The sequence below is a fragment of the Burkholderia sp. AW49-1 genome, from assembly GCF_053427845.1.
In genome coordinates, this window is sequence record NZ_JBSAXF010000001.1 from 405,162 (window position 1) to 419,199 (window position 14,038).

The following is a 14,038-nucleotide window of genomic DNA, read 5'->3' on the forward strand; positions in this document are numbered from 1 at the left end:
TCGCGATGACGAAATGGGTCACGAGGGTCACGGCGAAATCGCCTTGGCCGTCAGCGCGCCCTGCGCGGACGACGGAATCAACAGGTTGACGACGCGGCTCCAGCGCACCAGCGACGACGCATCGACGAACACGACGTCGCGACGCTCGAGCGGAAACTGGTCGGCCAGCGCGAACGACGCGGGCGAACTGCCGTCGAGGTGGTACACCCGCGGACGGTTGTCCGGGCCGCGCCGCACGACGAACACCTGGCGCGCGTCCGACGTGTACTGGCTCGCGCCGCCCGTGTCGCCGAGCGCTTCGCCGAGGCTCATCCGGCCGTCGGTCAGCGTCAGCGTCGCAGGCCGCGACACCTCGCCCAGCACGAACACCTTCGCGTCGCTCGCCGCGCGCACACGCACGAGATCGCCGTCGCGCAGCAGGATGTTCGACGGGTTCACGCCTGCGGCGATCAGCGCGGGCAGGCTCACGTTTACGGTCCTGTCGCCGCGCGTGACCGAGACCTGCGAGCGGTCGGCCGTCGGGGTGAAGCCGCCCGCGCGGTCGATCGCCTCGGGCAGCGTCATCGGCATGTCGTTGACGATCTGCAGACCCGGCGTGCGCACCTCGCCATCGAGATAGACACGCTTGCTGCGATAGGTCTGCACGCGCAGCGCGATCTGCGGCCTGCGCACGTATTCGCCGAGCCGCTTCGTCAGCAGCGCGCGCGCCTGCGCCTCGGTCAACCCCGCCACGTGCACGAGGCCGGCGTACGCGAACTGCACGTTGCCGTTGGCGTCGACCGTGTAGCCGGTTGCAACCGAACTGGCGCCGACACCGTCGCCGCCCCCCGTCGTCTGCGTCGTCGGCAGATTCAACTCGGGGTGATCCCACACGACGATGCCGAGCACGTCGCCGGGGCCGATCGCGTACGGCTTCGGCTTGCCGAACAGTTGACGGATTTCCGCGTCGACATCGGCCGGCCGGCCCGCGTGCTGCTGCGCGACGAATGCCGGCGTGATTTCGATCAACTCCTCGCTCGACACGTTCTGCACGCCGTCGAGGCCGCCCGAGCCCGACGCATCGGCGCTCACGCGCGCGTTCGCGTCACGGTCGGCAGGCGCGCGGTACGTCATGCCCGGCGACAGCACGCATGCGCTCAGCGCGCACGCGGCCGCCACGATCGCCATGCGCGACAGCCACGGTGCGCGACGGGTGCCGCCCGGGCATGGCCGTGGCGTGCCTGGCGTCGATTCGGGTTGCGTGGTGATTGACATCGTGCCCTTCCAAAACTGTGTGGTAACCCGCCGAACGCGGCGAATTCCGGCATTACGCTTGCCGGCGCGGCTCGCATCGCGGTGCCGCACCTCCCTCTACACCGCACGTCATTCCGTACGAATCGTCATGAACTGCTCTTCGTCGCTTTCGTCACTCGTCTGCATCGTCTCGGTCGGCTTTGCCTGCGCCGTCAATGCGCAGACGTTGCCCGCCGTCCCGGCCGACGCGCCGGCGCTCGCATCGTCGGCGGTACTTCCGCCGGCACCGCTGCAACGTTCGGCGCAAGCCGCCGCGACAAACGATGCCGCCGATCCCGCGGCAACCGCTTCCGGGGTCGCGACGCCCGCCTTCGCGCGTCCCGCCGCCAGCGCCGCCGTCCAGCCCGACACGCGCGCCCGTCGCATGCTCCGCCGGCCGCTCGTGCCCGGGCGGCCGCATCGCTCGCACGTGGCCGTTGCACCCGCCGACGACGTATTGCACAGCGACAGGTTGTACGAGTCGCCCTACGCGAAGTCGCCCTATGAGCAACCGGGTGTTCCTGACTGACGCATCCCGGCCGGTCATGTCGCGACGTGACCGGCGATGCGCCGATACGGGATTGGACACCACGGCGAACGGCGCGTCTGTGAGGGACCCCACCGAACGCCGATCTTCATATGTAACGGGGATCGCACCCCGAAGCGCCCGATGCGCACGACGCGGCGCGCATCAAGACCGGCCGACCGACACGCTCGCGTACGATCGCGCGGCCGCTTCGGGTGTGGCCGGATCGGCGACGCGCGCGACCGGCCGGGCCGAGTCGCGGCCCAACGCCTGCATGCACAGGTCGATCACGATGTCCGTCCCCACCGCGCCATACACCGCATGGTCGACCTGCGACTCGAGGTGCAGACGCACGTGACGCGAGCGCCGGAACGCACGCTCGATTGCACCGAAGTGACGCCGGACATCGTCGATGCCGGGATCGAGCGCGCCGTACACCAGCGTCGTCCACACGTCGCGCCGCGCAAGCTCGTGCATTACGCCGCGTGGCGTGCCGATGCCCGGCTTCCAGCCGACGCGCGCGGCGAGTTCCTTTGCCGGCACGCTGACCCGCGCGATCGCATTCGCGGCCACGGCCCGCACGATCGGCCGCAGGTCGCGCCGTTCCCGCACGAGACGCTTCCACTTCTGCCAGTCGCGCACCGACAGCCAGTAGCCGCGCACCGAATTGTTCCGCTGCTTCTGCACCACCTCGAGCGAGAGCCCGGCCGGCCATACGAAGCGAGCGAGATTGATCGCGATCACGCCGCCGAGCGACGGCGTCTTCACGGCCGCATGCAACGCGGCATAGGCGCCGGAACAAATGCCGGCTGCGGCGACCTCCGGGTGACCGAGCGCGCGCAGCCAGTCCGCGGCAGCGGCCACGTCGTCGCTCGACTGCGCCGAATACACGACGCACGACTGATCGTCCAGCGCAGCGGGCCCGCTATCGCCGACGCCCTGCACGTCGATCCGCAACGTCGTCACGCCGGCGCGTGCCAGCGTGCGCGCGAGGCGCACGCTGAAGCGCCCTTCGCCACTGCGCGGATTCGTCGACGTGTTCGCGATCACGACCGCCGGACCCACCGGATTCGTCGGCCGCGTGTCGGCGGGACGGCACAGCACGCCGACCAGCCGGTCCGGACCGACCGCGACGACCTGCTCGGTCATGTCGTGCAAGTCGAGCGCGACGGCCGATTCGCCATTCCACGCCGGATCCGCTCGCGACGGTGCCTCGACGCCAGTCGCCATACCCGGCGCGCGTTCGGCGATCCAGTTCGCGAGTGTGTCGATCGCCACGAGCGGCAAGCGCGAGCGCGTGCCGTCCAGCATCGTCGTCGGCCATTCGCAGAATGGATCGCTCACCACGTCCACACCGCGCTCGAGCAACGCTTCACGCAATGCGGGCCCGTCGCCCTGATCGGGCTGGATCAGCAACATCGCGCCGGGCAACGTCGGCGCGTCGCGCACGACGTCGCACAGATCGACCGCCTTCAGCGCATCGACGAAATCGGCGGGAAAGCGGTGCCCCAGCACGTTCATGCACGGTTCGTCGCGATGCGCGACGCGGATGGCGGGCGACGTGGTATCGAGCCACTGGCGATGCACGAACGACAGCTCGCGCAGGTAGGCGCGGCCGCGCACCACGGGCGCCAGCGCCACCAGTGCGTCGACACGCGGCGCCGGGCGCGGGCCGAAACCCGCGGCGGCCAGCATCGCGAACAGCGCGCCCGCGCGAATCCCGACGAGCGTCAGCGTGGTGACGCCGGCCTGATCGCGCAACAGGTCGATCGCATCGTGAATGCTGGCGATGCTCGCGGCATGTCGACCGGCATCGCGATCGTCGCCCGCCGAGTCGCCGGTGCACGGATAGCTGAATCGCAATACCGTGACGCCCTCGCGGGCCAGCCGCTCGGCGATCGCCCGCATGAGCTTGTGCGTCCACGAAGCCTCGTGACCCAGCGATTCGCACAGGATCACGCCTTGTGTCGTCTGTCCTTCGTGCAGCCACCCCACGCAGCTGCCGAACGTTATCGGCTTCAATCGGTACTCCTCGGATCGGTATTTGTTATCGGATGCGGACACGCGTTCCGGCGGCTCCACCGGAATCGGCCACTCCACGACCATGTGACTGCGCGACAAAGCACGGTCTTCAGGCAACGGCCCTTCGCCGCGCCCCTGCGCGACTCGTTCGACCTTCGCCATGCGTTGTCCCGGTCCCGCTGCGGCAGGTTGCCGGCCTGAGTCGTCGTCAAGCCTTTCCGCCGCGAACCCAAACAGTCGTTCGATTAGAGCACTCGGCCCGAACGTTCTTCGGTGCGCCAGCTTACAAATGCATTCATCACTGCAGCGATACAACGAGGCGCGCGCTGTCGCGATTCGCGCCGCACATGCGCACCGAATCCCCGAAAGGTAGGCTCGCGAACACTGCCGTCCCGCTCGGCCCGTATCATGACCGCCATACGATGTGGCCGTGTCCGGCATCGCCGGATGAAACCGGCGCCAGCCGGAACAGGCCGCGAACCCACGCAGCCGGGTCAGCGCCGACCGGCCGCGCGAGCGCACGGCGGCACGCGCGCCGCCGCCCAGCGACACCCACGGCGCCGACCAAGCGAATGTCAAACATCAAGAAGAATTTCGTGCTGCTGCTGACGCTGCAGATTTCGATGTATGCGGTGCCGCTGCTGATCGCACCGTTGCTCACGCATGCGCTGGGTCCGGAAGGCTACGGGCAGCTCGCGTTTTCGCTCGCGGTCATCGCGTATCTCACTAACTGCACGAGCTACAGCTTCGACCTGACCGCCACGCCGCGCATCGCGCTCGCCCGCGACGACCGCGCCGAACGCTCCCGCATCTTCTGGGCGACGCTGTATGCACAGATCGGAATCGCGGTGATCTGTTTCGTCGTGCTGATCGGGCTGATCGTCCTCGTCGGCCGCTTCGGCGAGGACCGCGACCTGCTGCTGATCGGCTTCGGAATGGTGGCCGGCGTGGCGTTCACGCCAGGCTGGTATTTCCAGGGCATGGAGAAGTTGCGCGCGCTGAGCGTGATCCTGTTCGTCGGCCGCATCCTGAGCCTGCCCGCGATGTTCGCGCTCGTGCACAGCCCGGCGGACATCGATCGCGCGATGATCGTCAACGCCGCCGTCCCGACGCTGTCCGCGCTCGTGCTGGCCGTCTATCTGTATGCCCAGCGCGAAATCGACTTCGTTCGCGTCGGTTTCGCCGACATCGCCGAATCGCTGAAAGGCGGCTGGCAGGTGTTCCTCGCATCGACGTCGATCGCGTTCTATGCGTCGACCAACACCGTGCTGCTCGGCTTCGTGTCGGGCAACGTCGCGGCCGGCTATTTCGCCGCCGGCGACAAGCTGATCCGCGCGGCGCTCAGCATGCTCCAGCCGCTGAAGGCCGCCACCTATCCACGTATCAGTTATCTGATGCGGCATGCGCGAAACGACGCGTTTTCTTTCCTGCGCAAGCTGTTCGTCGTGCAGGTCGCGATGGTGCTCGGCATCTCGCTCGCGATCTTCTTCGGCGCGCCGCTCGCCGTGCGCATCCTGTACGGGCCTTCGTACGAACCCACGGTCCAGGTTCTGCGGTGGATGGCCTTCATTCCCTTCATGGCCGGGATGACCGACCTATTCGGTGTGCAGACGATGCTGCCGCTCGGGATGAAGTCCGAATTCACGCGCGTACTCATGTCATCGGGCATTCTGAACATCGTGCTCGTGCCTGTGCTCGCGAAGTACTTCGCCGAACTGGGCGCCGCCGCCGCCGTGCTGACGGCCGAGGCTGCCGTCGCCGCAGCGCTTGCAACCGTCGTCTATCGCGCCGGGATACCGCTGCCCGGCAGTCCCGTCGCGCGACGCGGCTAGCGAGTTCGGACGGCCGCACCGATTTCGCCGACGCGGCCGGAGCCCCACGGTGTCGCGTTCGATGCGCACGCAACGAGCGGCGTCGCACGGGCACACGCCTCTCCGCTTCCCCCCTTCGAAACGCTCGCGCGCAGGTACTTCTTACCCTGCTGCATACGCACAATCAGGAACGCTTACTGCCTTTTCCCCACACCGCGCGACCATCTCGAAAAAAGATCATACGTATCGGTAGAAATACCGATGCTGTAGTCAAACTACATTCGTACGATTGGTCGCTGCAGAGAATCGCTACATCCGATTCAGCAGCGTCGGACGGTCCGCGTCGCCGTCCGCGTTATTCGATCGGGCCCAACCGGCCGTAACGATTCCCCGCCAGGCCTGGCATGCCGACGCGCAATCACCCTGCATCGCCAGCCGAATGCGTCCGGTGCGAATCCACCGGGCGTGCGCAGCTCCAGACATCATTCGAACAACCGGCAATACGATCATGGAGAGCAACATGCGGGACACACTCTGGCCGGCCGCCGTGCTGGCAGCGACCCTCTGCACCACCGCTTACGCGGGCAACGCCGATTTCAATGCACCGGGCGACGCCGCCGACGCGTTCGCGTCTTCCGCCGTGCAACGACGCGCCGACCTCCTCGTGCGCAAGATGACGCTCGACGAGAAACTTCAGTTCATCCATTCGCAATACGAAATGTCGAAGGTGCCGGGCGGCGGAGCCGGCTACATCCAGGGTGTGCCGCGGCTCGGCATTCCCGATCTCAACATGGTCGACTCGGCGACCGGTTCCGGCAGCACATCGCAGGCCAGTACGACGTTTCCCGCGACGATCGCCGTCGCCGCGAGCTGGGATCGCCGCCTGTCGTACGACTTCGGCAAGCAGGTCGCGATCCAGTTGCGCGCGCAAGGGTTCGGCATGGGCCTCGCCGGCGGCACCAATCTCGCTCGCGAACCGCGCGGCGGCCGCCTGTTCGAGTATCTCGGCGAGGATCCGTTGCTCGCCGGCGACCTGCTCGCGGAGCGCACACTCGCGACGCAGCGGCAGAAGGTCATCGCGACCATCAAGCACTATGCCGGCAACGAACAGGAGCATGGCCGGATGGGCGGCAACACGCAGATCGACGAGCGCACGCTGCGCGAGCTCTACCTGCTGCCGTTCGAGATCGCCGCGAAACGCGGGCAACCCGGCAGCGTGATGTGCAGCTACAACCGCCTGAACGGGACGTATGCGTGCGAGAACAATCACCTGCTCAACGACGTGCTGAAGAACGAATGGGGCTTCCAGGGTCAGGTGCAATCCGACTGGGGCGCGACGCACAGCACGGCCGCCGCGATCAACGCCGGGCTCGACGAGGAAGAGGACGTCGGGCCGTCGGTCTACCTGACGCCGGCCGCCGTCAAGCAGGCGATCGCGAACGGCTCGGTGTCGACCGCGCGCCTCGACGACATGGTGCGCCGCAAGCTGGCCGTGATGATTCGCGTCGGCGTGATGGACGATCCGGCCAAGGGCGGCGGCACGATCGATTTCGCGGCGGCGAATCGGTTCGCACAGGGGGTCGCCGAGCAGTCGATCGTACTGCTGAAGAACGATGGAAACCAGTTGCCGCTGGCGGCCGCGGCGTTGTCGCGTATCGCCGTGATCGGCGGCCACGCCGACGCGGCCGTGCTGTCGGGCGGCGGCTCGGGCAACACGCGCGATCCGGTCACGGGTTCGTTCGCGGGCTGCGGTGGGCTGACGTTCGGATCGTCGACGGGCTGCAGCTGGTGGCGCAATCCGTGGCTCAAGGTCGACGTGCCGATCGTCGCGGCGATCCGCGCGCTCGCGCCGGCGGCACAGGTCACGTTCGCGGGCAACAGCGATCAGCAGTCGCCGTTCCGCGCGTACACGCAACAGGAAATCGACCAGGCCGCGGCACTCGCGGGCCGCTCGGATGTCGCGATCGTCGTGGTCGCGCAGCCGGCCGGCGAGGATTTCGGTGATCTGCAAAGCCTGAGCCTCGCGAATCCGTCGAACCAGGATGCACTCGTCGAAGCGGTCGCGCGTGCGAATCCGCATACGATCGTCGTCGTCCAGAGCGGCAATCCGGTGCTGATGCCGTGGAAGGACAACGTGTCGGCGATCGTCGAAGCGTGGTATCCCGGCGAAGGCGGCGGCAAGGCCATCGCGAACGTGCTGTTCGGCGCGGTCAATCCATCCGGCAAGCTGCCCGTCACGTTCCCGGCGCGCGACCAGGATTCGCCGGCGTGGGGGCAAAACGGAGCGTTCGAGAACGATCCGGTCTATGCGGAGAAGCTGAACATGGGCTACCGCTGGTACGACGCGCGCAACATCAAGCCGATGTTCGAATTCGGCTACGGGCTGTCGTACACGCACTTCGCGTATTCGGGCCTGTCGGTGTCGCGGCAACGGGACGGTTCGCTGAACGTCGCGTTTACCGTGCGCAATGACGGCCGCGTCGCCGGCGCGGAAACGCCGCAGGTCTATCTCGGCGTGCCGTACAAGGACGAACCGCCGAAGCGGCTGGTCGGCTGGGAAAAGATCCGGCTGAACCCGGGTGAGGCACGGCATGTCCGCGTGACCGTGTCGCCGCGGATGCAGAGCGTGTGGGACACGTCGCGCAACGGATGGAAGGTCGTGCCGGGCGGGACGGTGTATGTGGGCGCGTCGTCGCGCGATATCCGGCTGCAGGGGAGCTGAGCCCCGAAAGTGGCCGAAGCGCCGCGCGTGAAGTGCGGCGCTTCCGCTTTCCGTACGCCGGGCGCTCGGCCGCCCGACTGCAGCTTCCGCTATCGAAGTACCGGCGCCAGGCGCGTCGCGAGTGCGACGATCCCCGCCACCACGCCCGCCGGATGCGCGGCAACCACGCAGCGCACGGACAGCCGCTTCGTCACTCGCTTCCTTCGAGCGCATCCAGCAATGCCAACTCACAGTGCCGAATCCCGATCCCGTTTCGGTGCGCGTCGCGAGAGGTTTCACCGCCGTCGCGCCCGCTCGCGGTATCCTTCGTCTCACGCCGCCGCACGGCCAACCTGTTCATCGGCCAGCCACGGGCATGCCGAACCATACAGCGCGTTTGCCCCGGCCGCGACAGAAAGCTCCCGCATTGCGGGCAAGCCATTGCATGCCCCCGGCAAGCCGACAACGATCAACGTGACTTACACCTTATCCGCTTCCCGCACGACCGAACTCGAAATCCGCAAGAGCCGCTTCATCGCGTTCGCGATCCCCGTCGAGGACCGCGATGCCGCCATGCAGGCGTTGCAGCGCCTGCGCGACGAGCACCCGACGGCCACCCACGTGTGCTGGGCGCTGCTTGCGGGCGGCCAGTCCGGCATGTCCGACGACGGCGAACCGTCGGGCACCGCCGGCCGGCCGATCCTCGAAGTGCTGCGTCATCACGATCTCGACGGCGTGCTCGGCGCGGTCGTCCGCTACTACGGCGGCGTGAAGCTCGGCGCCGGCGGCCTGGTGCGCGCCTATACGGATGCGATCGCCTCGGCGCTGCTCGATGCGGAGCGCGTCGAACGCATTCGCCACACGCGGTTCGCGATCGAAATCGGCTACCCGGACGAGGCGCGCGTGCGCCGCTGGATCGAGCAGGCGGGTTACGAACTGGTGGACAGTGCGTACGGGATGACGGTGAGGCTCGTGATCAAGCTGCCGGCAACGGCCGAGGCGGCGGCCAAGACCGAGCTGTTCGATTTGACGCAGGGGCGCTCAGGCTTCCCAGACCTCTAAGACGGCCAGACTGTCACGGCGTCACACAGATCTTCGTAAAAATTCAGATTCGTCTGATGGAAAACCCGCGTACCGAAACTTAATCTCCCCAAGTTCGTCGCGACGCGTCCTGCAAACGTCTGGCCGGACGTGCAGACACACGGCAGATCGCGTCACCAACAATCAAAATTCAGCTATGGGGATATCGGACGCATGCAAGTGAAAGAACTGCAAGCTCAACTCGCGGAACTGGATCGACGCATCCGGGCTGCGCGCAACCACGAACGCCACACGGTACTGGTGCAAGTCCGTGAACTCGTGAAAAGCTATGCGCTGACCGCCAGGGAAATCTTCGGGCAGGGTTACAGCGATCGCGCGAAGCTGTTCACCATCGGCGCGAAATATCGCGATCCGACTACGGGCGCCACCTGGAGCGGACGCGGCCGCGCGCCCGCCTGGATCGTCGGCCGCAACCGCGCCGCGTTCCTCATCCGGGAATGACGCGCGCCGCGTTGCACGACGCGCCGCCGTGGTCGATCGAGCCGCCCTGGACCGCTCAATAAACGTCGGGGACGATCATGCTGTCCGGCGTCGGACGGCGAATGTAGTCCTCGTGATGCTCGCGCTGCGGCAGGTCGATCGTCGGGCGCGGCACCTCGTGATACGGCACTTGGTTCAGCAAGTGGTGGATGCAGTTCAGGCGCGCGCGCTTCTTGTCGACCGCCTGCACGACCCACCACGGCGCCTCGGGAATATGCGTGCGCTGCATCATCTCTTCCTTCGCGGCCGTGTACGCTTCCCAGCGGCGGCGGCTCTCGAGGTCCATCGGGCTCAGCTTCCACTGCTTCAGCGGATCCTCGATCCGGCTCTGGAAGCGCAGCTCCTGCTCGTGGTCGGTGATCGAGAACCAGTACTTGACGATCTGGATCCCGCTGCGCACGAGCATTTTCTCGAACTCGGGCACCGAGCGGAAAAACTCCTCGTATTCGTCTTCGGTGCAGAAATTCATCACGCGCTCGACACCCGCGCGGTTGTACCAGCTGCGATCGAACAGCACGATCTCGCCGCCGGCCGGCAGATGCGCGACATAGCGCTGGAAGTACCATTGCGTGCGTTCGCGGTTGCTCGGTGCCGGCAGCGCCGCCACGCGGCACACGCGCGGGTTCAGGCGCTGCGTGATGCGCTTGATCGCGCCGCCCTTGCCCGCTGCGTCACGCCCCTCGAAAATCACGACGAGCCGGTGCCCCGTGTTCACGACCCAGTCCTGCAGCTTCACGAGCTCGCCCTGCAGCCGGAACAGTTCGCGGAAATACTGCTTGCGCGCTTCACGGCGCTCCGGCGAGAACAGCAGATCCTCGTCGTTGTCGAAGCGGCGGTCGTCGAGCTCCATTTCGAGTTCTTCGTCGTACGCGTCGACGAGGTCTTCCTCGAAACGTCGCCGGCGCGACTCGAGCGACGCGGTATCGGTGAAGTTGTCGGTCTCGGTGCGGGAATCGTTATCGCCCATGGGGGCCTCCTTCCTTCAATTGACGCAGCCAAACTCTTCCATTATCCCAGCGTCTCGCGTCAAATTGATGAAAAAGGGGCCGATCCGCCCCTCACAAGCGGAATCCGAGCCGCACCGGGTTCGCGGGAAATATCGAAGGTATCGGACGCCAGCCTCCGGTTCGGCGGGCTGACGTCGAGCCTGATCCTCGTGCGCAACGGGAAAAGCCCGGCACGTGATCGAGCAGTACCCCAACCCGCCTCCGTCACTGAATGATCCGCGTGACCCCGCGTCCGCGCGGATCGGCCATCGCCTCCGGCGTCTTGCCGTCGATCTTGATCACCTGGATATCGCCGCTGAAGTCCTGCCCCCTCAGCGTATAGCCGCGCGCCTCGATCTGCTTCGCGAGTTCGCCTTCGATCGGGTGGTACGGCTCCCAGAAGATCGTGTTCGGCGGCAGCAACTGATGGTGGAAACGCATCGCGCCGACGGCCTCCTTCAACGGCATCCCGAAGTCGTAGATGTTGTTGATCACCTGGAAGATCGACGTGAAGATCCGCGAGCCGCCCGGCGTGCCGATCACGAGCGACACCTTGCCATCCTTCGTCATGATCGTCGGCGACATCGACGACAGCGGGCGCTTCTTCGGCTCGATTGCATTCGCATCGCTGCCGACCACGCCGAACATGTTCGCGACGCCCGGCTTCGCGGAGAAGTCGTCCATCTCGTCGTTCAGCACGATGCCGGTGCCGTCGGCGATCACACCCGAACCGAAATAGCCGTTGATCGTGTACGTGTTCGACACCGCGTTGCCCCACTTGTCGACGACCGAGAAGTGCGTCGTTTCCGCCTTCTCGGGCATCGACGTGCCGAGGCCCGGCTGCACGCTCTTCGTGTCCGACGGCTCCTTCGGATTGACCTCGGCGGCGCGCTTCGCGATATACGCATCGTCGGTCAGCTGCGCGACCGGCACCTTGTAGAAGTCGGGGTCGCCGAGATACTGCGCGCGATCGGCGAACACGCGCTTCTCGATTTCCGCGACCAGGTGGACATATTGCGGCGAGTTGAGCTTCACACCCTCGAAGTCCTGCTTGAGGTCCGCCTTCATCTTCAGCAGTTGCACGAGGCCGATGCCGCCCGAGCTCGGCGGCGGCGCGGTGATCACGTCATAGCCGTTCCACTTCGCCTGCACCGGCTGGCGCCACACCGCGCGGTACTGCGCGAGATCCTCGGTCGTGATCAACCCGTTGCCGTCGCCGGTCTTCATCGACGCGGCGATCAACCGGGCCGTCTTGCCCTTGTAGAAGCCGTTCGCGCCGTCGTTCGCGATCCGCGCGAGCACGTCGGCGAGATCGGGCTGCTTGAAGTTCACACCGGCTTTCAGCCCGGAGAAGTACTTGTCGAAATTGGTCTTGCCGCCGAACTCCTTCGATGCGTCGACGCCGCGCTGCGCAAGCTGTTCGTCGACGACGAAGCCGTCGCGCGCATAGTGGATCGCCGGCGCGAGCACCTGCTTCCACTTCAGCTTGCCGAAGCGCTTCTGCGCCTCCCACATGCCCGACACCGTGCCCGGCACGCCGGCCGCGCGCGGCCCGTACAGGCTCATGCCCTTGACGACATTGCCGTCCTTGTCGAGATACATGTCCTTCGTCGCGGCGAGCGGTGCGCGCTCGCGGTAGTCGATGAAGTACGGCTTGCCGTCCTTGTAGATCGTCATGAAGCCGCCGCCGCCGATGTTGCCGGCCTCCGGATACGTGACGGCGAGCGTGAACGCGATCGCGACGGCCGCGTCGATCGCGTTGCCGCCTTCCTTGAAGATCTGCTCCGCGGCATCCGCGCTGTACTTGTCGGCCACCGCGACCGCCGCGCTCGTCAGGACCGCAGGCTGCGGCCCCTTCGCATAGGCCGGCGCATTCGGCAGGAAGCCGATGCCGGCCATCGTCGCGAGCACGGCAGCGGATGATTTGAAGCGATTCAGCGTAGTCATTGCATGTCCCCCATGGTTCTCCGGCGGGCTGGAAATGAGCCCCTGATCCGCTTATAGCCGCTGGCACGTGATCGGCCATATGTCGTTTTCGTAGTAAGCAGGGGCACGCAGACGAAAATTCCGCCGCCGACTACGAACCATTGCGAATCGTGCGCCGTCGATCGCACGGCCAAGGAAAAAGCCGGCTGCGGGATCGGTCGAAATTGCATGCGGTCAATTCGCCGCGCGCCGCGTAATCGGAAAATCACGGCACGCGGCGCTTGCGCGGTGCCATGCATGCAAAAAAAACGCGATCGAACCGCCCGCTGCGCGGGCCGATCTGAGAAGATAGCGCCCCGCTTTCGCGGCCGATCGTTCCCGCTCGTCTGCCGTTGCTTCACGCTTTTTCGTCTCGTTTCCTATGGCATCACACAATGCGCATCACGCCTCCGGCTTCGCAGCCGGCGTCGCCGCCGTCGTCCTCGTCGCGCAAACCGGCGCGACCGGCCCTTGGCACGCAGGCCTGCTCGCCGCGTTCGCGGCCGGCGTCGCGGGCGGAACCGCGCCCGACTGGCTCGAAGTCGCGTGGTGGACCCGCAAGCGCCGCTTGTGGATCACGCACCGCACCGTCACGCACTGGGGCATCGGCTGGATCGCGCTGCTCGCGCTCGGATGGCACGGGCTCACGCATCATCCGCATCCGCTGTGGGCCGCGCCGCTGTTCGGCTTCGCGTGCGGCGGCGTGATGCACCTGCTCGCCGACTGGCCGAATCCGCTCGGCGTGCCGTGGATCTGGCGGCGCCATTCGCTGAATCTGTGGAACAGCGGACATTGCGACCTGATCGTCGTGGCTGCCGCATGGGGCGGCACACTGTGGCTCGCGCAGTCGCTGTGGACGCGCGCCCCGTTCCTCGAACACTGGCTCGGCTGGCTGCATCGCGTGTAGTTGCGCGTAATCGCGTGCAGTTTCGCGTGGCCGCGGATCGAGCCGCGCAACCGCCCGACGCACGTCTAACGCGACGTTCTCCTCTCGCCGATCCGGCGCCCGCGACCCAACGGGTGCCGTTCCGCGCGCCCAGCCGTTGAAATGCCGGCATCGCACCTCATCTGAATCTCCGACGCGCGCGTTCTCTCGCCCGCGGTGTCCGGCACGCGCACGCGACGTCTGGCACACTGACGATTCGCGCACCGCCCACGCGCTCGCACCCCAATT

At 66.7% G+C, this 14,038-nt stretch carries 10 protein-coding genes; 6 read left to right on the top strand and 4 right to left on the bottom strand.

Going from position 1 to position 14,038, the window contains the following annotated elements; genetic code table 11:
• Positions 1-27 precede the first annotated feature (27 nt).
• On the bottom strand, positions 28-1,254 hold the full coding sequence (locus tag ACV22W_RS01695; RefSeq protein ID WP_448017447.1) for a polysaccharide biosynthesis/export family protein: 1,227 nt from the start codon (positions 1,252-1,254) through the stop codon (positions 28-30).
• A gap of 127 nt (positions 1,255-1,381) precedes the next feature.
• On the opposite strand from ACV22W_RS01695, the gene ACV22W_RS01700 reads away from it, so the two are divergent.
• Entirely contained in the window at positions 1,382-1,801 is a 420-nt protein-coding gene (locus tag ACV22W_RS01700; protein ID WP_448017448.1) for a hypothetical protein, read from the top strand.
• A gap of 162 nt (positions 1,802-1,963) precedes the next feature.
• On the opposite strand, the gene ACV22W_RS01705 is transcribed toward ACV22W_RS01700, so the two are convergent.
• On the bottom strand, positions 1,964-3,820 hold the full coding sequence (locus ACV22W_RS01705; RefSeq protein WP_448017449.1) for a serine aminopeptidase domain-containing protein: 1,857 nt from the start codon (positions 3,818-3,820) through the stop codon (positions 1,964-1,966).
• A 572-nt stretch (positions 3,821-4,392) separates the two neighbouring features.
• Between ACV22W_RS01705 and ACV22W_RS01710 the strand changes: the two genes are divergently transcribed.
• The 4 genes from ACV22W_RS01710 (at position 4,393) to ACV22W_RS01725 (ending at position 9,874) form a co-directional block, all read left to right on the top strand.
• On the top strand, positions 4,393-5,652 hold the full coding sequence (locus ACV22W_RS01710) for an oligosaccharide flippase family protein (RefSeq protein ID WP_448017450.1): 1,260 nt from the start codon (positions 4,393-4,395) through the stop codon (positions 5,650-5,652).
• 499 nt (positions 5,653-6,151) lie between these two features.
• Positions 6,152-8,353 (top strand): glycoside hydrolase family 3 C-terminal domain-containing protein, encoded by a 2,202-nt coding sequence (locus tag ACV22W_RS01715; RefSeq protein WP_448017451.1) that lies wholly within the window; start codon positions 6,152-6,154, stop codon positions 8,351-8,353.
• 453 nt (positions 8,354-8,806) lie between these two features.
• Positions 8,807-9,394 (top strand): IMPACT family protein, encoded by a 588-nt coding sequence (locus ACV22W_RS01720; protein ID WP_448017452.1) that lies wholly within the window; start codon positions 8,807-8,809, stop codon positions 9,392-9,394.
• Between the two features lie 192 nt (positions 9,395-9,586).
• Positions 9,587-9,874: an H-NS histone family protein gene (locus ACV22W_RS01725; RefSeq protein ID WP_448017453.1), complete on the top strand. Its 288-nt coding sequence runs from the start codon at positions 9,587-9,589 to the stop codon at positions 9,872-9,874.
• A gap of 55 nt (positions 9,875-9,929) precedes the next feature.
• On the opposite strand, the gene ppk2 is transcribed toward ACV22W_RS01725, so the two are convergent.
• Positions 9,930-10,880, bottom strand: a complete 951-nt coding sequence (ppk2, locus tag ACV22W_RS01730; RefSeq protein ID WP_448017454.1) for a polyphosphate kinase 2 — start codon at positions 10,878-10,880, stop codon at positions 9,930-9,932.
• 244 nt (positions 10,881-11,124) lie between these two features.
• Positions 11,125-12,846 carry a gamma-glutamyltransferase gene (gene ggt / locus ACV22W_RS01735; RefSeq protein ID WP_448017455.1) on the bottom strand — a complete coding sequence of 574 codons (1,722 nt, stop codon included), beginning with the start codon at positions 12,844-12,846 and terminating at the stop codon, positions 11,125-11,127.
• Between the two features lie 400 nt (positions 12,847-13,246).
• On the opposite strand from ggt, the gene ACV22W_RS01740 reads away from it, so the two are divergent.
• A complete protein-coding gene (locus ACV22W_RS01740; protein WP_448017456.1) occupies positions 13,247-13,771 on the top strand; it encodes a metal-dependent hydrolase in 525 nt (174 codons plus the stop codon).
• The last annotated feature ends 267 nt before the right edge of the window (positions 13,772-14,038 follow it).